The 23,152-nt window shown below is 57.7% G+C and carries 18 protein-coding genes; 7 read left to right on the top strand and 11 right to left on the bottom strand.

Going from position 1 to position 23,152, the window contains the following annotated elements; translation table 11 throughout:
- Positions 1-27: 27 nt before the first annotated feature.
- Entirely contained in the window at positions 28-1,236 is a 1,209-nt protein-coding gene (locus tag ACR0D9_RS05485) for a multidrug effflux MFS transporter (protein ID WP_480537986.1), read from the top strand.
- A 57-nt stretch (positions 1,237-1,293) separates the two neighbouring features.
- Positions 1,294-2,952, top strand: a complete 1,659-nt coding sequence (locus tag ACR0D9_RS05490) for a hypothetical protein (RefSeq protein ID WP_480485488.1) — start codon at positions 1,294-1,296, stop codon at positions 2,950-2,952.
- 145 nt (positions 2,953-3,097) lie between these two features.
- On the opposite strand, the gene mfd is transcribed toward ACR0D9_RS05490, so the two are convergent.
- Positions 3,098-6,556, bottom strand: a complete 3,459-nt coding sequence (gene mfd, locus ACR0D9_RS05495) for a transcription-repair coupling factor (RefSeq protein ID WP_480480707.1) — start codon at positions 6,554-6,556, stop codon at positions 3,098-3,100.
- A 21-nt stretch (positions 6,557-6,577) separates the two neighbouring features.
- Positions 6,578-7,102: a component of SufBCD complex gene (locus tag ACR0D9_RS05500; protein ID WP_480538243.1), complete on the bottom strand. Its 525-nt coding sequence runs from the start codon at positions 7,100-7,102 to the stop codon at positions 6,578-6,580.
- A gap of 119 nt (positions 7,103-7,221) precedes the next feature.
- Here ACR0D9_RS05500 and hemB point away from each other — a divergent pair, with 119 nt between their 5' ends.
- The 4 genes from hemB to ACR0D9_RS05520 all read left to right on the top strand — a co-directional run bounded on the left by hemB (position 7,222) and on the right by ACR0D9_RS05520 (position 12,068).
- Positions 7,222-8,220 carry a porphobilinogen synthase gene (hemB, locus tag ACR0D9_RS05505; RefSeq protein ID WP_267365852.1) on the top strand — a complete coding sequence of 333 codons (999 nt, stop codon included), beginning with the start codon at positions 7,222-7,224 and terminating at the stop codon, positions 8,218-8,220.
- Between the two features lie 143 nt (positions 8,221-8,363).
- Complete coding sequence (locus ACR0D9_RS05510; protein ID WP_480480703.1) at positions 8,364-8,936, top strand: lipid-binding SYLF domain-containing protein; 573 nt, start codon at positions 8,364-8,366, stop codon at positions 8,934-8,936.
- Positions 8,937-9,101: 165 nt separating this feature from the next.
- A complete protein-coding gene (locus tag ACR0D9_RS05515) occupies positions 9,102-11,564 on the top strand; it encodes a penicillin acylase family protein (protein ID WP_480537988.1) in 2,463 nt (820 codons plus the stop codon).
- Positions 11,565-11,672: 108 nt separating this feature from the next.
- Positions 11,673-12,068 (top strand): nuclear transport factor 2 family protein, encoded by a 396-nt coding sequence (locus ACR0D9_RS05520; protein ID WP_480537990.1) that lies wholly within the window; start codon positions 11,673-11,675, stop codon positions 12,066-12,068.
- 1 nt (position 12,069) lies between these two features.
- Here the strand turns inward: ACR0D9_RS05520 and ACR0D9_RS05525 are convergent, their stop codons facing one another.
- The 5 genes from ACR0D9_RS05525 to trkA form a co-directional block, all read right to left on the bottom strand.
- The gene (locus ACR0D9_RS05525) at positions 12,070-12,378 is read right to left on the bottom strand and encodes a putative quinol monooxygenase (RefSeq protein ID WP_480480697.1); all 309 of its coding nucleotides are present in this window, start codon (positions 12,376-12,378) and stop codon (positions 12,070-12,072) included.
- A gap of 20 nt (positions 12,379-12,398) precedes the next feature.
- Positions 12,399-13,670, bottom strand: a complete 1,272-nt coding sequence (gene hflX, locus ACR0D9_RS05530; RefSeq protein WP_480537992.1) for a GTPase HflX — start codon at positions 13,668-13,670, stop codon at positions 12,399-12,401.
- Positions 13,670-13,909, bottom strand: coding sequence for an RNA chaperone Hfq (hfq, locus tag ACR0D9_RS05535; RefSeq protein ID WP_005982826.1), 240 nt, complete (start codon positions 13,907-13,909; stop codon positions 13,670-13,672). The genes hflX and hfq overlap by 1 nt, the downstream gene beginning before the upstream one ends.
- 132 nt (positions 13,910-14,041) lie before the next feature.
- The gene (locus ACR0D9_RS05540) at positions 14,042-15,580 is read right to left on the bottom strand and encodes a TrkH family potassium uptake protein (protein ID WP_480480693.1); all 1,539 of its coding nucleotides are present in this window, start codon (positions 15,578-15,580) and stop codon (positions 14,042-14,044) included.
- Positions 15,580-16,956 (bottom strand): Trk system potassium transporter TrkA, encoded by a 1,377-nt coding sequence (gene trkA, locus ACR0D9_RS05545; RefSeq protein ID WP_267366209.1) that lies wholly within the window; start codon positions 16,954-16,956, stop codon positions 15,580-15,582. The genes ACR0D9_RS05540 and trkA overlap by 1 nt, the downstream gene beginning before the upstream one ends.
- A gap of 96 nt (positions 16,957-17,052) precedes the next feature.
- Here trkA and ACR0D9_RS05550 point away from each other — a divergent pair, with 96 nt between their 5' ends.
- Positions 17,053-17,532: a hypothetical protein gene (locus ACR0D9_RS05550; RefSeq protein ID WP_209503766.1), complete on the top strand. Its 480-nt coding sequence runs from the start codon at positions 17,053-17,055 to the stop codon at positions 17,530-17,532.
- Positions 17,533-17,573: 41 nt separating this feature from the next.
- On the opposite strand, the gene ACR0D9_RS05555 is transcribed toward ACR0D9_RS05550, so the two are convergent.
- From ACR0D9_RS05555 to ACR0D9_RS05570, 4 genes are read right to left on the bottom strand one after another with little or no spacing between them, the layout of a single operon-like run.
- The gene (locus tag ACR0D9_RS05555) at positions 17,574-18,740 is read right to left on the bottom strand and encodes an MFS transporter (protein WP_480485478.1); all 1,167 of its coding nucleotides are present in this window, start codon (positions 18,738-18,740) and stop codon (positions 17,574-17,576) included.
- Between the two features lie 43 nt (positions 18,741-18,783).
- Positions 18,784-19,377 carry a helix-turn-helix transcriptional regulator gene (locus ACR0D9_RS05560; protein ID WP_480485476.1) on the bottom strand — a complete coding sequence of 198 codons (594 nt, stop codon included), beginning with the start codon at positions 19,375-19,377 and terminating at the stop codon, positions 18,784-18,786.
- Positions 19,378-19,419: 42 nt separating this feature from the next.
- Positions 19,420-20,829, bottom strand: a complete 1,410-nt coding sequence (gene ntrX / locus ACR0D9_RS05565) for a nitrogen assimilation response regulator NtrX (protein WP_480480685.1) — start codon at positions 20,827-20,829, stop codon at positions 19,420-19,422.
- Positions 20,826-23,090, bottom strand: a complete 2,265-nt coding sequence (locus ACR0D9_RS05570; RefSeq protein WP_480505801.1) for a sensor histidine kinase NtrY-like — start codon at positions 23,088-23,090, stop codon at positions 20,826-20,828. Before ACR0D9_RS05570 ends, ntrX begins: the two co-directional genes overlap by 4 nt.
- Positions 23,091-23,152: the final 62 nt, after the last annotated feature.

The raw sequence follows: 23,152 nt of genomic DNA on the forward strand, positions 1-23,152 counted from the left end.
GTAGCGCGAACAGGTTAGGAGTGCTTCATGGCCAACCGCATGTCGAAGGCGGAATTCATTGCGCTGATCGCAATGATGTTCGCCACTATCGCGTTTTCGATCGATTCAATGCTGCCCGCCCTGCCCGAAATCGGCGCGCAGCTCAGCCCTGATGACGTCAATCGCGCCCAACTGATCCTGACGTCCTTCGTTCTGGGAATGGGTATCGGTACATTCTTTACCGGCCCGCTATCGGATGCGCTGGGGCGCAAGCCAGTGATCTTTTGCGGTGCGCTTTTGTACATTGCGGCTTCGGCTGTGGCCTGGGCCAGTTCTTCGCTGGAGCTTGTGCTGATTGCGCGTGTTGTGCAGGGTCTGGGCGCTGCCGGGCCACGTGTCGTGGCGATGGCCATCACGCGTGACTTGTATTCGGGCCGGGAAATGGCACGCATCATCTCGATTGCCATGATGATATTCACTTTGGTACCAGCAGCGGCCCCGATGCTGGGCGCGGGCGTTATAGCCCTCTTCGGCTGGCGCGGGATCTTCGTGTCCTTCATCCTGTTTGCTCTGATCGTCGTATTGTGGATGAGCACACGACTTCCCGAATCTCTGGCTGTCGAGGACCGCCGTCCCTTCCGTCTGCATCTGATGATTGCGGCTGTGAACGAAATGTTTGCGCATCCGACTGTGCGCTTGTCTATCTTCGTGCAAACCTTGTGCATGGGGACCTTGTTCACTATGCTGACTATGGTGCAACCGGTCTATGATGTGATCCATGATCGGGCCGACAGCTTTCCCTTCTGGTTCGGATTTGTCGCCCTGATGTCAGGTTCGGCCAGCCTTTTGAACGCGGCTTTGGTGGTGCGTGTCGGGATGCGCCGGATGGTGACTTTTGCCTTCGGCGCGCAGATTGCCATCACGTCTGTCGTCATCATCCTGAACATGGCGAACCTTTCACCCGATATGTCATTTGCCCTGTTTGTCTTTTGGCAGACGATGGTCTTTTTCATGGCTGGTGTAACCATCGGCAATCTGAATGCCATTGCCATGGAACCCATGGGCCACATCGCGGGCATGGCCGCGTCGGTTGTCGGGTCGATTTCAACCGTACTGGCCGCGGCAATCGCCGCCCCGATCGGGCTTCTGTTCAACGGGTCCATCGCGCCTTTGACAATTGGCATCCTGAGTATGTGCGTTCTGGCGTTTGGCCTGATGATCCACATGGGTCGCATCGAAGAAAGGCTGCCTGCCTGACCTGTGAATTGCGGGTGAATCACGCTATCCTACCCTGAACTTACGGGAGGAACTGCGATGAACGATTACTACGATCTGGGCAGCTATTCCTGCCCAGTTTCCACTTCCAGTCCCGAAGCTCAGCTGTGGTTCGACCGAGGGCTGAACTGGACATACGGCTACAATCACGAAGAAGCGGTTATCTGTTTCCAACGCGCGGCCGAGCATGATCCGAACTGCGCGATGGCCCATTGGGGTTTCGCGTATGCCGCCGGACCAAACTACAACCTCCCCTGGGACCTGCTGGATGAGAGAGGTCGGGAAGAAGCGTTGTCACGGGCTTACGACGCGATGCAGAAAGCCCTTAGCCTGCTCGCAGGATGCACTGCCGTCGAACAGGCCCTGATTCAGGCCTTGCCTGCGCGTTACCCGCAACGCGGTCCGGTTGAGGACATGCACCAATGGGACCACGGTTTTGCCGACGCGATGCGCGCGGCAATTGCGGCGCACCCGGACCACCTTGACTTGCGTACCATCTATGTCGAAGCACTGCTGAACCTGACACCGTGGAAAATGTGGAATCTGGAAACGGGTCAACCCGCCCAGGGCGCGGCAACGAAGGAAGCGCAAGATGCGCTTGAATGGGCCATGGCGAACGATCCGTCTGCGATGTCTCACCCGGGCCTGCTGCACCTCTATGTTCATTTGATGGAGATGTCTCCAACACCAGAAAAAGCCCTGAAAGCAGGGGATATCCTGCGCACATTGGTTCCGGATGCAGGCCACTTGGTACATATGCCGACACATATCGATGTGCTCTGCGGACATTACCACAACGTTGTGCACTGGAACGATAAAGCCTCGGAAGCCGACCTGAAATATTACGAACGCGAAGGCGCGTTCAACATTTACACAGGCTATCGCCAGCACAATTATCACTTTGCCATCTACGGTGCGCTTTTTCTTGGACAGATCGAACCCGCCCTACGTGCAAATCAGGGATTGTGGGATACAACGCCCGAAGAATTGCTGCGCGTCGAAAGTCCCCCGATGGCCGATTACTTCGAAAGCTACATGTCCATGGGCCCTCACATCCTGATCCGGTTTGGCCGCTGGGACGAGGCTAAGGCACTGAAACTGCCCTCAGATCCTGACCTGTTCCGCACTCTGACCGCCACAACGCACTACGCGCGCGCCATCGCTCATGCAGCAACCGGTGATATCGCCAATGCCGAGGCCGAAGAAAATCTGTTCCTTGCTGCCAAGGAATGCGTTCCGGAAACACGCAGGCTGCACAACAACCGTGTGATTGACCTGCTGGAAATTGCGCGGGAAATGCTGCGCGGTGAGATCGAGTACCGCAAGGGCAACTTTGAAATCGCTTTTGCCCATCTGCGCCGCTCGGTCGAGTTGGACGATACCTTGCCCTATGACGAACCCTGGGGATGGATGCAGCCGACCCGCCACGCGCTTGGGGCGCTTCTTTTCGAACAAGGACGGCTGTCCGAAGCTGAAAACGTCTATCGTGAAGATCTGGGTTTGGGCGGCACGCTAAGTCGCGCCTCGATACATCCTGACAACGTATGGAGTTTGAAGGGCCTTTACGATTGCCTCAAGGCACGCAGCGAACAGGTCGAAGTCCTGCAGATCAAACAGCGGCTCGACCAGGCGTTGGCCCGCGCCGACCGAATGGTAGCTGCGTCCTGCTTCTGTGCGCAGGCGGCAATGCGTAGCTAAAATGTCTTGATCGTGCTGACACACGATGCCTCCGGCGGGGATATTTTTAGCCAGATGAAGCAGGGATCCGCTTCTTCATCTGGCCGTAAATATCCCGGGGGAGATGCGCGGAACGCGCAGCGGGGGCAGAGCCCCCTCCCACATCTCAACCTGCTTTAACCTTTTTCTGCGCGGCGACCACTTTTTCAGCAAGATCGCGGGCAATTGCAAAAGCCCCTTTAATCTTGTCGCTGTCTTTTTTCCAGTCCCGGCGCACGACGATCTTGTTGTCTTTGACCTTGGCCATACCGCGTTGATTTTGAATGAACTCAACCAGTCCCTGCGGCGAAGCGAATTTGTCATTGTGAAACTGGATGGTCGCGCCTTTCGGTCCGCCGTCGAGCTTTGCGATCCCTGCGCGTTTACACATGGCCTTGATCCGCACAACCAGCATCAAGGTATTCACCTCCTTCGGCAATTTGCCAAAACGGTCAATCAATTCCGCAGCAAAGCCTTCCAGTTCGACCTTTGTCGACAGCGATGACAGGCGGCGATAGAGCCCCAGGCGCACATCCAGATCTGGCACATAGTTCTCGGGGATCAGAACCGGCACACCCAGATTGATCTGCGGGGCCCATTGATCGTCTGCATCCGACAGCCCCTCCATCTCGCCGGCTTTGATCTTGGCAATCGCCTCTTCCAGCATGGATTGGTAAAGCTCATAGCCGACATCGCGCATCTGGCCGGATTGTTCTTCACCCAACAGGTTGCCCGCACCACGTATGTCCAGATCCTGCGAGGCCAAAGTAAAGCCGGCCCCCAACGTGTCCAGCGAGCCCAGAACACGCAGGCGTTTTTCGGCGGCAGCAGTCAGTTTCTGGCGCGGTTTGGTGGTCAGGTAAGCATAAGCACGGGTTTTCGAGCGCCCAACGCGCCCCCGGATCTGATAGAGCTGGGCAAGGCCAAACATGTCCGCACGGTGCACGACCATCGTGTTTGCGGTCGGGATGTCCAACCCGCTTTCGACGATTGTTGTGGCCAGCAGCACATCGTACTTGCCGTCATAAAACGCGTTCATCCGATCATCGAGCTCACCCGCTGCCATCTGGCCATGGGCAACCACGTAAGTGAGCTCAGGCAGTTGATCTTTCAGAAATTCTTCGATCTCAGGCAGGTCCGAGATGCGCGGTACAACATAGAAACTTTGCCCCCCACGATAGTGTTCACGCAGCAGCGCTTCTCGGATTGTGACTGCATCAAACTCGCTGACATAGGTGCGGATTGCCAGTCGGTCGATTGGAGGTGTTCCGATAATCGACAGGTCGCGCACGCCGGTCAACGACAGTTGCAGCGTTCGCGGGATCGGTGTCGCGGTCAGGGTCAGCACGTGAATGTCTGAGCGCAGCTGTTTCAGCCGTTCCTTATGACCCACGCCAAAATGCTGTTCCTCGTCAATGATCAGAAGCCCCAGATTGTTGAACCGTATGTTCTTGGCCAAAAGCGCGTGCGTTCCGATCACGATGTCCACTGTCCCGCGGGCCAGCCCGTCACGGGTTTTTTGGGCTTCTTTCGCCGAAACAAAGCGTGACAATTGCCGCACCTCCAGCGGGAACCCCCGAAAGCGTTCCCTGAAACTCGCGGCATGCTGGCGGGCCAGCAGGGTGGTGGGCGCTACAACCGCAACCTGAACGCCCGACATGGCTGCGACAAATGCGGCACGCATGGCAACCTCGGTCTTGCCAAAGCCGACGTCACCGCAGATCAGACGATCCATTGGTGCGCCGGAATGGATATCTTCCATTACATCCGAGATCGCCCGCAACTGGTCTTCGGTTTCCTGATACGGGAATCGCGCGCTGAATTCCTCCCACGCATGGGGCGGCGGATCCATGACCGGGGCTTTGCGCAGCGCGCGTTCAGCGGCGATGAGGATCAGCTTATCGGCCATCTCGCGGATGCGCTCTTTCAGCTTGGCCTTCTTTGCCTGCCACGCGCCGCCGCCCAAACGGTCCAGCAGACCTTCGTCATGTCCGTATTTCGACAGCAATTCTATGTTTTCGACCGGCAGGTACAGCTTTGCCCGCTCGGCATATTCCAGCAACAGGCATTCATGGGCAGCACCGGCTGCGGTGACGACCTCCATGCCCATGTAACGACCTATGCCGTGATCCACGTGTACAACCAGATCACCGGGGCTGAGCGATTGGGTTTCGGTCAGAAAGTTCTCGGCCTTGCGGCGTTTTTTGGGCTGACGGATCAGCCTGTCGCCCAGCACATCCTGTTCAGCGATCACCGCTAAATCAGGAGTTTCGAACCCATGCTCCAACGCCCAGACGGCAAGGTGCAAGCCGCGTTTTCCAATGCGGGTGCCATTGGCCACATGTATCGCCTCGGCCAACCCTTCGTCTTCGATCAGGCCGGTCAGGCGTTCCCGCGCGCCATCGGAATATGAGGCGATCAGCACCGGTCCTTTGTCGAGCTTTGCAGTGATGTGACTGGCCAAAGCACCGAACAAGCTGATGCTTTCCTGCTGGCGTTCCGGTGCAAAGTTGCGTCCGATACGTCCGCCCGCGTCTATGACACCGGGGCCAGAGGCTTGCGGCAGCGGGCTGAACTGCAAAACCCGACGATCCGCGACCGCCGCCTCCCAGGCGGTATCGTCAAGATACAACAACCCCGGAGGTGTGGGTTTATAGACCGTGTCCATACGGGATCGGTTTTCCAGCGCCAGTCGCCGGGTTTCGTACTGATCGGCAATCGTATCCCAACGCGCCAGACGCGCGGGCGTCACCTGATCATCGACAGTGATCACCGCATCCGGCAAATAGTCGAATAACGTCTCAAGTTTTTCGTGGAAGAACGGCAGCCAATGTTCGATCCCCTGATGTTTGCGGCCCGCGCTTACGGCCTCATACAATGGGTCATCTGTACCGGCGGCACCAAACTCGATGCGATAGTTCTGACGGAACCGGGTTATGGCGGCCTCGTCCAGGATGACTTCGGACACCGGTGCAAGTTCAACGATGTCCAGCTTTTCGGTTGTTCGCTGGGACGCCGGATCAAAGCGTCGCGCACCGTCCAGAACGTCACCGAACAGGTCCAGCCGAACCGGGCCCGTCTCTCCCGGAGGGAAGATGTCGATAATGCCGCCACGGATGGCGTAATCGCCGGGTTCCATCACCGTTGGACTTTGTGTGAACCCCATACGCACCAGAAAGTTTCGCAGAGCGGTTTCATCTATGCGATGGCCAACTCGGGCAGTAAACGCCGCCTCTCGCAAAACCTCTCGTGCCGGGACGCGTTGGGTCGCGGCGTTCAGCGTGGTCAGCAATACATACTGTTGGGGCATCTGGTGAACCAGCGCCGCCAGTGTGGCGACGCGCGCCGCCGAGATATCCGCATTGGGCGAGACCCGATCATAAGGAAGGCAATCCCAGCCCGGAAACACAAAGACAGGCATCTGAGGCGCAAAGAACGCCAGTGCGGAACGCATCGCTTCCATCCGCTTGTCATCGCGTGCGACATGGGCCACCGGCCCCTTGCTGCGGGCAATCTCGTTCAGCACCAGCTGCGCGTCAAACCCTTCGGGGGCGCCGCCAACTGTCACGTGGTTCGGAGCCTTCATCGCCTCGCCTTTCAGAATCTTCTATCCCAGAACGCCAATCGAAAGGTTCTGATACATGCCCCAGAACGAAGTGACCAGTATCGAGATCATGCCAATGATCTGGGTATACAGTCGGCAGCGGGAAATTGTTTTTGAGACAGTTTCAAGCGTCAATTCCTGCCGCCGAAGACGCCTTGCATGCACGATATTGATCAAAAGCACCAAGGTCATTGGGAACAAAAGCAAAAAAAGGGCCTGCGCGAACTCAACATCATAATAGAACCCAAGCGTGGCCATCCCGGTAAACAGAAAACATCCAAACGCCAGAAGGATGGTTCCAGACATGTCGACAATCAGCAAAATCCGGTTTGTATGGATGCGAACGATGTCGAGCAGATCGGTTTCGACCTGACCTCCGATCCGGCGGGCGCGGACAACCAGATCGTACGGGATGCCCATCACCCAGTGGCTGGCCGACGACCAGAGTACCGCCAGTACGATCCAGAACCACAGATTCGAAAAGCTGCGCATGTCGATGAGTTCAAAGATCGAAGAGTACCAGTCCAAACCCAACCCTTTATTCGCACTACTCAGGGGGGTTCCATCTAGGCGCGCGTCCATTGATACCCTTGAGACCTTTGTGAATTCATGCCACCCAATGCACGAATGTTCAAGGAGAACGCGCCATGAAACCGACCATTGCCCCATTTCCCATGACCCGCTTTCGCCGCGCCCGTCAATCACAGGCAATTCGTGCGCTGGTGCGTGAGAACACGCTGACAACGGATGACCTGATCTGGCCGGTTTTCGTGCGCGATGGCGAAGGTATTGAAGAGCCCGTGCCCTCGATGCCTGGTGTGGTTCGCAGATCGGTTGACCTGATTGCCAAAGCGGCGGTCGAGGCCCAGGCCCTTGGGATTCCTGCGATTTGCATCTTTCCCTACACCGACCCGGCACTGAAAACCGAAGACTGCGCCGAGGCATGGAACCCCGACAACCTGTCAAACCGGGCCATCCGGGCAATCAAGGCAGCGGCTCCGGACATTGCCGTAATGACGGATGTGGCGCTTGACCCGTATAACATCAACGGTCACGACGGATATGTCGTTGACGGCGAAATCGTCAACGACCAGACCGTCGAGGCACTGGTAAAGATGACGCTGGCACAGGCCGACGCCGGTGCGGATATCATCGGCCCGTCGGACATGATGGATGGCCGGATCGGGGAAATGCGTCGCGCGCTGGAAGGTGCAGGCTATCACAACGTGATGATCCTCAGCTATGCCGCAAAATATGCCAGTGCGTTTTACGGACCCTTCCGCGACGCGGTCGGCGCATCGGGGGCCCTGACGGGCGACAAGAAGACATACCAGATGGACCCTGCAAACTCGGACGAGGCTTTGCGCCTGATCGAACGCGATCTGACCGAAGGCGCGGATATGGTGATGATCAAGCCGGGCATGCCTTATCTGGATATCTGCCGCCGCGTGAAAGACAGTTTCGGTGCGCCGACATATGCCTATCAGGTATCGGGCGAATACGCGATGATCCAGGCCGCAGCCCAGAACGGCTGGATCGATGGCGAGAAGGTGATGCTGGAAAGCCTTCTGGCCTTCAAACGCGCCGGTTGCGATGGAATTCTGACCTATTTCTCTCCTCAGGTTGCGCGCATCCTGCAGGGATAAAGCCCGCAAGTTTCGCGATATTTCGCCGATAAGATTGCCCGATCGGGCAGCTTTCCCGTGACACATCGCCCTGATCGGCGTATCCTTGCCGCCAAGACCGGGATCACCCGGCATATCAGGCACAGTTACAGAGATATAAAACCATGAGCAGTTCCAACTCCCCCCGACTGAATCGTCGCGGCTTTGCCTTGGGCATGGCAGGTCTGAGCTTGACCGCCGCCTGCGGCAACGGTGTCGGCAATTCCAACGCAGCAACAATCGACGCCCGTGTCGACGCCACCCTGACCGAGATGTACAGCCGCTATCCCAATACGGTTGAGATTGCGAACAAGGCCAACGGCATGCTGGTCATGCCGCTGATTACCGAAGCCGGTTTCGTGTTCGGTGGCGGTTACGGTCGCGGCGCGCTGCGCATCAACGGTGCAACAGTTGACTTTTACTCGGCCGTCAAGGGCACGGCCGGGCTACAGATCGGTGCGCAGCAATATGCGCATGTTCTGTTTTTCATGACCGAAGACGCCCTGAACGACTTCCGTCGCTCCAGTGGTTGGACAGCCGGAGCGGATATTGGCTATGTGGTCAGCGATCAGGGCGATTCCCTGTCGACAGACACAACGACACTGCGCACGCCCGTTCTGGCTGCCATCTTCGGACAGGCTGGGCTTCAGATCGGTGCGACCGTGGAAGGCACGAAATATACCCGCATTATTCCATAATTCGGGCTTCCCACTTCTTCTGACAAACCCCATCACGGCGGAATGCTGCGGTGGGGTGTTTGTTTTCATCCTTTCCGCACAGGTTCTTGCCGCGTTCCTCTTTCGGTTGGACCCGCCATCCACTAATCTCCGCGCAACCTTCATGTACTAGAATTTGGGGCAGTAATGGGTCTTGTTTTCCGCTGGCTGGTGCGCATCGTGTCGGGTCTGATCATGCTGATCCTCGCCGCAATGGGCCTTGTCTATTTTCTGGCCAGCCAATCCCTGCCGGATTATGACCAGACGCTCGAAGTCAACGGGTTGACCGCTCCGGTCGAGATCGTGCGCGACACCGCCAATGTGCCGCACATTCTGGCCCAAAATGACCCGGATGTGTTTTTCGGTCTTGGATATGCCCACGCGCAGGATCGATTGTGGCAGATGACGGTCATGCGCCGCACCGCGCAGGGCCGCTTGTCCGAGATCTTTGGACCGCGCACCCTGCGCGTTGACAAGCTGCTGCGCCGGCTGGATCTGTACGGCCTTGCCCATCGCTCGGTCGAAGTGCAGGACGACTATACCAAGGCTGCCCTTCGTGCTTATGCGGCCGGGGTCAACGCACGCCTGACCGAGATCAACGACGAGGCCTTGGGGCGCGGCGCGCCTGAGATGTTCCTGTTCAATGCCCCCGTCTCGCCTTGGCAACCGGGCGACAGTATTGCCGTGATCAAGCTTATGGCGCTGCAACTGTCCGGTCACCTGACGGACGAGGTTCTGCGGGCGCGTACGTCTTTGATGCTGAGCAATCCTGACAGACTGGCAGATATTCTGCCCGATGTTCCCGGCCCCGGCATTGCTGCGCTGCCTGAATACGCTTGGCTATTTCCCAACCTTCCGCGCTATACCGCTGGTACGAGTTTTCCCGAAACGCCTCTGTCACCCCTTCCCAAACGCGGGCTGGCGGGCGCATCAAATGCCTGGACCGCTGCGCCTTCGCGCTCGGCAAGCGGTGGGACGTTGCTGGCCAACGACCCACATCTGGGCTTCACAGCACCCAGCGTGTGGTATCTGGCGCATCTTGGTCTGGCAAAGGGAAGCGTCATTGGGGCCTCGATCCCAGGTATTCCCGCAATCATGACCGGCCGCAGTGACCGGTTGGGTTGGGGGGTGACGTCATCCTATCTTGACGATCAGGACATTCATATTGAGCAGCTGAACCCGGAAAACCCCGAAGAATACCTGACCCCGGATGGCTATAAGGAATTCCAGACCCGTCCTTCGATCATTGAAATCAAAGGGGAAGCTCCGGTTACACTGACGCTGCGCTGGACTGAAAACGGGCCAGTGTTGCCCGGTACGGATTACAAGCTGGAAACCATCACACCGCCGGGCCATGTTGCGTCTTTGTCCTGGACGGCGCTCAGCCCGCAAGACACTTCGATGACGGCGTCCATGGCCCTGATGAACGCGGACAACGTGCAGGACGCCGTAACCGTGGCCCGGCAATTCATTGCGCCCTCGCAAAACCTGTCACTGGTCGACAAAACGACAATAGGGATGAAACTGATTGGCGCCATGCCCCGGCGTGATCTGCAAAACCAAAGCCGCGGACGCATTCCGACACCCGGCTGGATCGAAGCAAACCGCTGGCAAGGCCGCCTGCCCTACGCCAACAACCCGGAATTCGTGGCCCCTGCCGGTGGCGTTCTGGGCAACACCAACAACAAGATCATCGACCGCCCGTTCCCGGATCATGTGTCCTACGAGTGGGGTGACACTCAGCGCGTACATCGCTGGGAACGCCTGATGCAATCGCGTGAGGTGCATACCCGCGACAGTTTCATTGAGGCGCAACTGGATACGGTCAGTTTCACCGCGCGCTCTCTGCTGCCGCTGATCGGTGCTGACCTTTGGTACACCGGTGCCTCGGCCCCTGAAGGGACGCCCGAACGACAGCGCCAGATTGCGCTGTCGCTGCTGGCGGACTGGAACGGCGAGATGAACGAGCACCTGCCCGAACCGCTGATCTATGCAGCCTGGGTGCGGGCGCTTCAGATCCGCCTGATTTCGGACGAGCTTGGGCCGCTGGCCAGCGAATTCAAACACGTCGAGCCCCTGTTCATCGAACGGGTCTATCGTGACATTGATGGCGCCGGTGTCTGGTGCGATGTACGACAAAGCGCGCCGGTTGAAACCTGTACTGAAATGGCACGACTTGCGCTGGATGACGCGCTGATCTGGATCACCGAACGCTACGGCAGCGCACTGGAATCCCTGCGCTGGGGTGATGCCCATCAGGCAACCCACGACCACCCGGTTCTGGGGAACGTGCCTATACTTCGGTATTTTGTGAACATTCGCCAATCGACCAGTGGCGGCGACAACACCTTGCTGCGCGGGCGCACGTCGGGCGAAGGGCTCGACCCGTTTCAGAATGTGCACGGGGCCGGGTATCGCGGTGTGTATGACTTTGCCGATCCCAACAGCTCGGTCTTTATTACCGCTACCGGCCAATCGGGCCATTTCCTGTCGCGCTATTACGACGATCAGGCGCAGCTGTGGCGGCGTGGCGAGTATATTCCCATGTCGCTGGACCTTGACCTTGCCCGCGCCGCTGCTGTCGGAGTGACCAATCTGATCCCACGTTAAGCATCAGGGTTTCGGCGACTCCCCGCCCCTTTTTGTCCGGACCGTGGACGCCATGCGGCAGTTTCGCCTACCATCACCGGGCGAACTGTTTCGGACCAGGGGGAAACTATGGCCAGCATTCGGGATACTCTGAACAACCTTGCCCGGGATTACGCAATCGCCTGGAGTTCAGGTGACGCAGATGCCGTTGCCAGTTTTTTCGCGCTGGACGGACGGATTACAATCAACAGAGGTGACCCGATCGAAGGGCGCGCAGCGATTGCCGATATGGCCCGGGGTTTCTACGCCGATTTTCCTGATCTGGAGGTGCGCTGCGACATGATGCGATGGGCCGGATCTCATGCCCTATTTGTCTGGACGCTGGAAGGGCACCACTCACAGACTGGTAATCATGTCGTTGCGCGCGGTTGGGAAGAATGGGAATTGACACTCGACAATCTAGTTCAGTCATCCTTGGGTTGGTTCGACCCTGATGACTATCAGCGACAGATAGACGGGCGATAATCTAGTCCAGACGGTCGCTTGCGGTTTCAATTGTGTAACTCCGCGGTATTCCCTGTGTAATCAGAAACCACTCGGATGCCTTCGTCCGCTGCTGATGCGCATCAAAGGCCTGCTGATTCACAAAAACCTCTGAAACAGTGAACCGTCCGGGTGTGATCTGATCCTCGACAACGTCGAACGACAGGCAACCCTCTTCCGCCTTTGTGAGGGCGATATGAGTGGGCAGAGCGGCGCGGACATCTTCAAGGCGGTCCGCCGGGACATCAATAAATCCGGTCAGGAATACTCTTTGATCCATTGTATCAGCCATCTTCCGCAATTTCACTGTATCTATAGTGTGTCGAATTGGGCGGCCTGCTTATCTGTCCAAAGGACAGTGATACGGAACCCTTCTTCGGTCTGCTCTTCAGATTGTACAACATCCTGCCGGAACAACCACGCCCGCTTGTTCCCTTCCGCAAAGGTCAGGTTCAGAACAACCTCGTGCCGGGCCCCTTGTAGGATTGCTGCAATCTCGGACAGTAAAGGGGTCACGCCTTCGCCGGTAACTGCCGAAATGGCAAATATGGCCGGATCGCGATCCGCCCTCGCCAACGCGGCGTCTTTTTCTTCCGTGCTCAGCAAGTCAGTCTTGTTCCAAACCTCAAGCCGGGGGCGTTCTTCGTCGACACCAAGCGAGGTCAGGATTGCTTCGACATCCTGCGCCTGTGCTTCGGTTTCTTCATGGCTGATATCGCGCACGTGAACAATCAGATCAGCACCCAACACCTCTTCAAGCGTGGCCCGAAAAGACGCCACAAGCTCGGTCGGCAGGTTCGAGATAAAACCCACCGTATCCGACAGGATCACTTCCGGGCCATCGGGCAGTTGCACGCGGCGCATGGTAGGGTCCAGCGTGGCAAACAGCATGTCCTTGGCCAACACTTCGGCCCCGGTCAGCCGATTGAACAGAGTAGATTTCCCGGCATTGGTATATCCAACCAATGCAACGATCGGATAGGGCACCTTGGCGCGCGCGGCACGGTGCAACGTGCGGGTCTTGACCACTTTCTGCAATTGGCGGCGCAAACGCACCAGTTGTTCGTCAATGGCGCGGCGGTCGGCTTCGATCTGGGTCTCGCCGGGTCCGCCGACAAATCCCAAACCGCCACGCTGACGTTCAAGGTGGGTCCAGGCCCGCACCAGCCGTGTCCGCTGATAGCTGAGCGCAGCCATTTCGACCTGCAACACCCCTTCACGGGTACGTGCGCGGTCGCTGAAAATCTCAAGGATCAGCCCGGTCCGGTCGAGGATCTTGACCTTCCATGCCTTTTCCAGATTGCACTGCTGAACCGGTGTTACCGGTCCATCGATCAGAACCAGCTCAACCTCGTTTTCACGAAGCCGCTCACCCAGTTCTTCGATCTTGCCACTGCCAAACAAATAGCCGGGTTGGGCGCGTTGCAGGCGTACGATTTCAGACCCGATCACATCCAGATCGGGCAAAGCGGCGGCCAGCGCAACCGCCTCAGCCAGCGCAGGTTCGGGAACGCGGCGCTGTTCATCTGATTTGATTTCGGGATGCAGCACCCAGGCCCGGGTGCGCGTCCGGTCATGTTCCATCAAGAGGCGTCTTCGCCCTCATACAGGTTGATCGGCTGTGATGGCATGATGGTTGAAATCGCGTGCTTGTACACCAGCTGCGACTGTCCGTCGCGGCGCAACAATACACAGAAATTGTCGAACCAGGTGATCACACCCTGCAATTTCACGCCATTGATCAGGAAAATTGTAACCGGAACCTTAGCTTTCCGTACATTGTTCAGGAAAGCATCCTGAAGATTCTGTCTGTCCGAAGCCATATTATGATAATCTCGCCATTGTTCTTGCTACGCGTTGCGGACCAACGCGCTCCCTCCCGGTGAGTATGGAGTGCCGCGGTAAGATATTCCAGACGAAAAATTAAGCACTAAAGACGACGGGATCCAACCGGTTCAATCCCGCCACAGCGAAGGGGTGATCAGGGCGATGATCGCAAGCGTCTCGAGCCGGCCAATGACCATCGCCGCGCACAGCGTCAGCTTGGCCCCTGCGGACAGGTCGATCAACCGGATTGGAACATCAGTGGCCAATTCAATCAGCGGACCCGTCGTGCTGAGCGTTGCGACGCTGAGCACCATGGCCTGTTCGAACCCAGCCCCCATTGCGGCCAGCAAAAGGTTGAACACCGCCAGTGTCAGCGCAAAGAGCATCAGAAAGATCCAGGCGATAAACGCGCCGTCCCTTTGAATGCGTCGGTTGCCACCTCCAACCCCGCTGACGGATGAGGGATAGATCAACCGGTCGATCTCGCGCGCACCGTTCAAGTACAGGGCAAAAACCCGCAGCAGTTTCACGCCGCCAGCCGTGGTCGCAACCCCTCCACCGATCAGGGCCAGCCCCATCAGCAACAATCCGGGCGTTCCCAGACCAGATAATTGCTGCGCATCATCCCAGTTTGCGCTTTCAAACCCGGCGGTTGTCAGAAAGGCCAGAACGGTGAACAGCATACCCCAAATGACCTGCAATGCCTGTAAAGGCTCGATTTGCCCACCGATTTCCGTAACACCAGCAATAACGCGAAAGAACAATAACGCCGCAACGGCCAGAACAATCATCAGGCCAATGCGAAACTCCGGGTCCGTATCCAGTCGGGAATAACCGGATGTCGCCGTGTCGGTCGAAAATGTCAGGCGCGAAAGGGCAAAGAACAGGAACAAAAACAAGATCGCCTCACCCGTGAAGCCCGCCTGCGCGCCTTCCATGCCGCCCACCGGAGAAATTCCGGACGTCGCCATGACCGACATTGCGTGGCAAACGGCTGTCAGTCCGGTTTCGCCTGCGATCAGAAGAAGGATCCAGATCACAGCCGTCAACCCGGCATAGACCGGGGTCAGTCCCTTTGCCACACGGATCAGTCGACCGCGCGGATCAACGCGTTCGCTTTGCGCAACACCCGATACCGGGCGACCCGGCTGACCGCGGGCCGTGACCTCGAACCCACCCAGCGACAAAGGCGCAAGGATTGCCGCGGCGGCAATCCACATCAGCAAACCGCCCATCCATCCAACCAAGGCGCGCCACAGGTGCAGCGGGGCCGTCAGGCGGTCTGGATCCGGAAACAGATCCGCCCCCGTGGTTGTCAGGGCACTGACCATGTCAAAATAGGCGTTCAGGAATGTGGTCGTTCCCAGCGCATCGTGAAATGGAATCGCAAGAAAGACAGGCAGAATGGTGAAACATGCAAGCATCACCGCCAATTGTCCCAAAGTTCCGCGCCTTGGCACACGGTTGGACGAGGCCAGTGCGACACTGACGACCAGAAACAACCCTATGATACCGGAGTACAAAAACGACCGCGATGTATCGTGATCATCCAGCGCCAGCGCGTAAACTGCCGGAATCCACATGGCCAGTGACGCAATAGCCCAGATCAGAAGAAACAGCGGCAACCGCCGCAATAGCCCGATTTGTTGTATCCCCGCATGCGCCATCAGAAGAAATCGATTGAAACCTGCATCAGGCGTTCGACCTCAGGCACGTCGTTGGCCATGGCAAAGATCGCGACGACATCCTTTTCATCGATCCTGAGGCTGCCCGTCGGTCGCATAACCTCATCTCCTTTGCGCACGGCCCCCACCAGTACGCCCTCGGGAAAATCGATATCGCGCAGCTTTTGACCCGCCATGGGAGAGGTTGAAAGAACCTCAGCCTCGATCACTTCGGCCTCAGCATCTCCGATCGAGTAGACCTGTCGCACCCGGCCATGACGGATGTGGCGCAAGATCGAACTGACGGTGGTTGCCCGCGGATTGATATACGCATCAATCCCCAAAGGTCCCATCAGGGCCACCATACTGGGATCATTGATCAAAGCGATCGCCAGGGCACAACCCTCGGCCTTGGCGCGTACAGCGGCCAGCATGTTCGTGCGGTCGTCATCCGTAACCGCCAGCATTGCATCCGCTCTGTCGATACCGGCTTCGCTCAACAAACTGGCATCAAGGCCATCACCGTGCAGCACAATCGTTCGTTCCAGCGCCTCGGCGGCGATCTCGGCGCATCGGCGATCCCGCTCGACGATTTTGGCGCGCACGCGGCTTTTTTGTTCTTCCAGAGTTCGCGCCACTTCAAGCCCGACATTGCCCCCGCCCACGATCACCACACGATCCTGACGCTTTTGGGTCTTGCCAAACACCTCCATAGTGCGATCCACGTCTTTTACATTGGTAAAGACGTAGCATTCGTCGCCCACAAACAGCTGATCCTCGGATTCTGGTGCAAACAGCGTGCCATCGCGACGCACCCCCACTACGATCGAACTGAGCGTTGAGAACAAATCGGTCAGTTGCCGCAAAGGTGTGTTCACGATCGGGCAGTCTTCATCCACGCGAATACCCAAAAGCTGCGCCTTGCCGTCCATGAAAATCTCGGTGTCAAAGGCGGACGGGGCCGACAGGCGGCGCATCGCAGCAGCGGCAACTTCGCGTTCGGGGCTGATCACCACATCAATCGGCAGATGATCGCGCCGGTAAAGGTCCGAGTGGATCGCCTCAAGATATGATTTCGACCGCAGTCGCGCGATCTTGCGCTGGATCGAAAAGACCGAATGCGCCATCTGGCAGGTGACCATGTTCACCTCATCCGAATGGGTCGCAGCGATGATCATGTCCGCATCGCGCGCGCCTGCCCTTTCAAGCACATCGGGGTAACTTGCAAACCCGGCGATCCCCTGCACATCCAGCGTTTCGGTCGCCCGCCGTACCAGATCGGGATTGTTGTCGACAACGGTGACGTCGTTCAATTCACCCGAAAGGTGCCGCGCAATCTGCCAACCGACCTGACCCGCGCCGCAAATAATGACCTTCATGTTTCTGGCCCTTCTGCCTGAAAGGATTGAATGACAGATGGCCCCAAAGCGGTCAATTGAATTGTCATCGCCGATCAGCTGCGGCAAGATAAGCATATGAAAACGCTGTTTCCTATGCTCGTGCCTCTGATGGTGCTGTCCTCGTGCGGGCCGCTCTCGCTTTACTATCGCGAGGGTGAAACCGTATCACGTCTGCAAAAAGAGACCACCCAGTGCCAGCTTAGGGCGGTCAAAGAGGTGCCAGTTGCCAATCAGATCCGCCAAAGCCCGCCGACATATTGGCCCGGGCGCACGTATTGCGACGGCAGAGGTCGTTGCTATCAATCCCCGGGCTGGTGGCAGCCCGGCAGGGTCTATACCGTCGATGTGAATCAGGGTCTGCGAAACACGGTTGAGGCGCAATGCATGGCCGAAAAGGGATTTCGCCCTGTCAGTTTGCCGCCCTGCAAGCAAAATGTGAAATCGCGGGTACCATTGGCGCGAACAACAACATTGCCGCCCCTCAACAGTGCCTCATGCTTTGTGAAATTCGATGACGGGTCGTTTCAGATCATCACTCCGGGGCAAGCCGGGTAAGCAAAACCACGGTACCGCGCGATTGATCATTCCAGTCCGGTTCAAGCGCGTTTGCGCCGCGCGGCAAGCCACAAATGCAGCGCCATGGCAACAGCATAGAACCCTACCACGGCAATCAACATGCCTGCTTCACTGGTCCGCCACAGTATTGCAAGCAAAACAGGTGTGCCCAATAGGTTACCCGCATTCCCCATCTGCGCCATCGCACCATAGCTCAGCGCCTGGCTTTCGGGTGTCGAGTTCAACTGCGGCACCGCTGCAAAACTGCCGCCCTGAACAAGCCCCAGCACCGCAAAAAGCGCAACGCAGACAACGGGCAACGGGGCACCAAGAAACAGCGCGCCTATCGTAAGGATAGACAGCCCGAAACCGAGGGTAACAACAAAAACAGCAGAACAAACGTTCAGCAACACTGGGACGGTAAGCCAGGAAATCACGATCCCGGCCAACGGCATCAGACCCGCAATCATCGCACTGACATCTTCCGGCAATCTTCCCGGAAGAATGGCCAGCAACGAGACAAAGGTCAGCGTGTAAAAGAACCACCCGAGCGCCGGGGCCGACACAAACGCAGAACGATAGGTCTCTACGTGTATGTCAATCAGTGTTCGAACGTTCCAAGAAGGATTGTTCGCCAAAGCCGACGCACTGTTGGGACGGAAAGACACGATCAAGCCGGCGATCAGAAACATCAGCACACCATGGGTAGCAAAATAAACCGGAAGCCCGACCCGAGAGATCAATGGAAGCCCAAGCCATGCGTTCAGTGCAAAGGCGACACCAAAGAAACTGCTCCACAAAACCATTGCCGCGTTGCGCCATTTTCCAATCGTGATTTGCGCAATCAGTGTTGGTGCTGCGACAACGATAGCCAGATGAGAGACCCCTTCGACAACGCGGCTGACCAGCATCAGGCCCAAACCGGGGATACTGGCCTGAAACAGGGACACCGCCCCGCCAAGGGTCAAGCCAAACATCAGCAACCGGACAGGCCCAACCCGCCCGGCTATCGCGCCGGACAATGCACCAAGAATCGCGCCAATCAGGCTGATGACTGACAAAAGCCAGCCAATCTTGTCCGCGTGCGCAGGATAGAGGGCTGCGACCTGAGCAAAAGGAACCGCAATCTTGGCGAATTGGGTCGCCGCACCTAGCCCGGCAAGCCAAAGCAACAAAACCTGTAACAAGATGCGTAATGGATGGGGCATAAGCCGGTTCTACTGCACCCGACCGCACAGGAATACGCATAAATTATGCGCGTCCCGACCGTGCCCCACTGACCAGCCGGACCGGCGTTCCATCCGACAGGTACAACCGTTCCCAGGTGATCTGTCCGGCACTGATCCGGATACGGTCGTGCCGCGCTTCGGAGGTTACAAACGACTTGGGGTTGGGCGCTTGCAAATCCCACCATCCCTCGTCCTGTAGCTCGGCCTCAGCCTGACGGATTTCGTCCGTCGCAAATTGCCAGAGGGACACGCCAAGCAGTGCCCGTTGGGTGGTTTTCCAGTCCCGCGCCCGCCTGCGGGAATAGGCCAGGCACAGGTGGCTGGCCTCCTCAACCAGATGGATGCAGTCTGCCGAGTTCACGACAAGCCGTCTTAGCGCGTTGTCATCCGCCCTGAAAGGAGCCAGCGCAGCAAACACCGAGTGTTGTTGATCAGGCGTTGGAAGCTGAACCCCGTTCTCCCATCTGGAAACCGTGGTCTGATCGACCTGCAGAACCTCGGCCAGCGCAGCTTGTTTCAATCCGATCGACCGTCGAAGTCGCTTTAACCGCCTGCCAAAAGCCGGGTAGCCTTCGACGAACCGGCCAGACAGATCAGAGTTCACCGTTCTCGCCATCAGTTCCTCACATCCGTCTGCCCGTGAACTATGCCCCCAGACTCACTCTGCCGGTTCGGGTTCGTCGATTTGCGCGACCCGCGCACCAGATTTGTTCGAGGTCACAACACCCAGCGACTTTAACTTGCGATGCAGCGCACTGCGTTCCATGCCGACAAAGCTGGCGGTGCGGCTGATATTGCCGCCAAAGCGGTTGATCTGGGTCAGCAGATACTCTCGCTCGAACGCTTCGCGGGCCTCGCGCAGCGGCAAAGTGGCCAACGCACCCGACAAGACAACGCGGCCCGACTCTTCGGCCTTGTCTTCTTCATTGGGCAGCTCGCGCGCCTCAATCGGGCCGGTGCCGTCGCCCAGAATCAAAACACGTTCGATCAGGTTCTTCAACTGGCGCACGTTACCCGGCCAGGTCATTGTCTGCAGCAAAGCGACCGCCTCGTCCGACAGCTCCCGCATAGGCAACCCTTGGGTTTCGTTGCACATTTCGATGAAGTGCTGGGCCAGTACCGGTATATCCTCGCGCCGGTCCTCGAGTGAGGGAACGGAGATCGGAACCACATTCAGACGGTGATACAGCTCTTCCCGGAAACGCTCGGCGGCGATTTCATCATCCAGATCCTTGTTGGTCGATGAGATCACCCGAAGATCCACGCGCACCTTGTCCGAGCCACCCACGCGCTGGAATTGCTGATCCACCAGCACCCGCAGGATTTTGGACTGTGTGCCCAAAGGCATGTCGGAAACTTCATCAAAATAGACCACGCCGCCATGGGCTTCTTCCAGCAATCCGGATTCCACACCGCGTTCGGCCGATTCCCGGCCAAACAGAACTTCTTCCACACGCTCAGGCTCAATCCCGGCACAGTTGACGGTCACGAACGGAGCGTTCGCACGGTTGGAGTGGGCATGGATATAACGCGCAGCAATTTCCTTGCCCGAACCCGCAGGTCCACGCAGCATGACGCGACCGTTTGATTTGGTCACCTTGTCCAACTGCCCCTGCATGGCCCGGAACGACGCGGATTTGCCGATCATGTCCGAGTTGTTGACCTCTTTCCGCTTCAGCGACGCGTTCTCGCGCCGCAGACGAGACGTCTCCATCGCGCGGCGGATCACCACCATCAACTGGTCAATGTTAAACGGTTTCTCGATAAAGTCGTAAGCACCCTGTTTGATAGCCGCTACAGCGATTTCGATATTGCCGTGGCCCGAAATAATCACCACCGGCACATCCGGGTTATCGCGCTTTACCGTCTTGAGGATATCAATCCCGTCCATGCGGCTGTCTTTCAGCCAGATATCCAGGATCAACAGACCCGGCGGTTCAGAATTGATCGACGCCATGCACTCGTCCGAGTTGGCTGCCAGCCGGGTTGAATAGCCTTCGTCCTCCAGAATGTCGGACACCAGCTCGCGAATATCGCGCTCGTCATCTACGATCAGAATGTCGCTCATCTTTGGCCTGCTTTCAGTTTGTTGGTTCTAATTGCCTGCTTCTGCGGCGCAACGGTTGGGGACATACTTGCCCCAGGCAAACGGATCACAGCCATTGCGCCAAAATGGTCCTGTCCGTCAAATACGGGCGCGTCCTCAAGGGTCAGCGCGCCGCCATGCTCTTCTATGATTTTCTTGACGATCGGAAGACCCAACCCGGTCCCTTCGTCGCGTGTCGTTACATAAGGTTCAAACAAACGCGCCCGGTCTTCCGGCAGACCTATCCCATTGTCTGCAATGGTGATGATTGTACCCGCATCATCGCTTGAAACCGCCACCTTGATCTGCGGCACCAGGTTTTCCGGGGCCCCTTTTTCTTTCAGAGTTGCAATGGCTTCTCCGGCATTCTTAATCAGGTTCGTCAACGCTTGATTAAGCATGGTCGCATCTACATCCGCCATGATCGGCTGCTGCGGCAGGTCGGCATCAATCTGTACGTCCGGCTGTCCCGCCTGTTGCAAAAGTACGGCTTCGCGCACCAGTTCGACAAGGTCTTCCTCCCGTCGAACGGGCTCGGGCATCCGCGCGAACTTGGAAAACTCATCCACGATACGCCGCAGGTCATTGGTTTGCCGCACGATGACGCCGGTCATCGATTCAAGGCTGCCGCTGTCTTCCTCATCCAGTTTGCGGGCGAACTTGCGCTTGATGCGCTCTGCGCTGAGCTGGATCGGCGTCAATGGGTTCTTGATTTCATGTGCAATGCGGCGGGCCACGTCACCCCACGCCGCCATTCGCTGCGCGCTGACCAGATCGGTTACATCGTCAAAGGCAACCACATAACCTTCCAGCCCGCCATCCTCTCCACGACGGATAGCCATGCGAACCAGCAGGTTTTCAAGCTGCCCCTTACGTGTGACCTTAACCTCACCCTGAACAGCTTCTTGCCCGCTGTCCTTGAGGCTCTCAAACAAAGGCAGAAACTCGGGAACCGCAATGCCGATAGCCAGGTGTTCTTCGCCCCGCGACCAGTCCAGCAAGCGTTCAGCCGAACGGTTGACGAAGGTAACGCATCCATCGGGATCCACGCCGACAACACCGGACGTGACCGAACTGAGCACGGAATCAAACAGGCGACGCCTGCTTTCGATTTGCTGGGTGTTTTCCAGCAGCGTGTCCCGCTGCCCCTTGAGTTGTCGGGTCATCTGGTTGAAATATCGGCCCAACATCGCGATTTCGTCGTCGCTGGCCTCTTCGATCACCTGAACGCTCAAGTCTCCGGCGCCGACCCGCTGCGCCGCCGTGGTCAAACGTCCTACCGGGCGCGACAGGCGTTCGGCAAACCACATCCCCAGCGACATCGCAGCCAGGATCAGGATCAGCGCAAAGCCGAGATACAGCAGGCCGAACTCGAACAGTACCCTGCCCCGTTCACTCTCTAATTGTTGATAAAACTGTGCCGTTTCCTTGGTGTCATCCAGCAGTGTCAACAACTGCCCATCCACCTCGCGGCTGACATACAGGTAACGGTCCAGATAAGCGGTAAGCGGCACCAGCGCACGGAATTCATTATTCGGCCAGTCGGCAATGATCAGCAGCCCCTTATCTGCCGCTTCGGTCATCTGTTCCGCTGTAGGCGCCTCGTAGTTGAACAGATAGGATCGATCCCCGCGCGACCGGATTTCGCCCGTGCCGTCGATGACATAGGCCTCGCGCAATCCGCGCTGAATCCGGGCCTGCCCCTGCGCCAGAACCTCGCGGAGTTCGGCATCAGAAATGTAAAATTCCACTGAGCGTGCATTGTTCAGGAACCGCGCTAGGACGGTTGCGTCCTGCGTCAGACCGCTGCGATGTTCCTGCTCATAAGCCTCTGCCGCCGTAAGGGAAGACCCGACAACCTGGCGCACGCGATCCGAAAACCAGCCTTCCAGACCGATATTCACGGTCAGGCCAGCAAAAATGGCGACCGTAACGGTCGGAACCAGCGCAAGCAGCGTAAACGCCCCGATCAGGCGCAAATGCAGACGCGAGCCTGCCGACTTGGCCCGCCTTGCAGCAATCAGGCTGCCCAACTGACTGAGCACCAAAGCTGCCACAACCAGAACATAGACAAGATCAGCCAGCAGAATCAGCCGCAATGTCGGCGCGGTCGCACCTAGGTCAAAAGGACCAATGACGAGGTATGTGGCAAGCGCCAGAACTGGCCCCATGAGGACCAGCCCAAAGGTGCCGAAATTGCGCAGTTTCCGTGATTTACGCCATCGACCAATCGATGGGATCATCCCGCTCTGTGCTCGGGTTGCCACCGTCTGCCCTCATCCTGATGTGCCGCTTGTGCGGCTTA

Source organism: Ruegeria sp. AK11 (assembly GCF_056541095.1).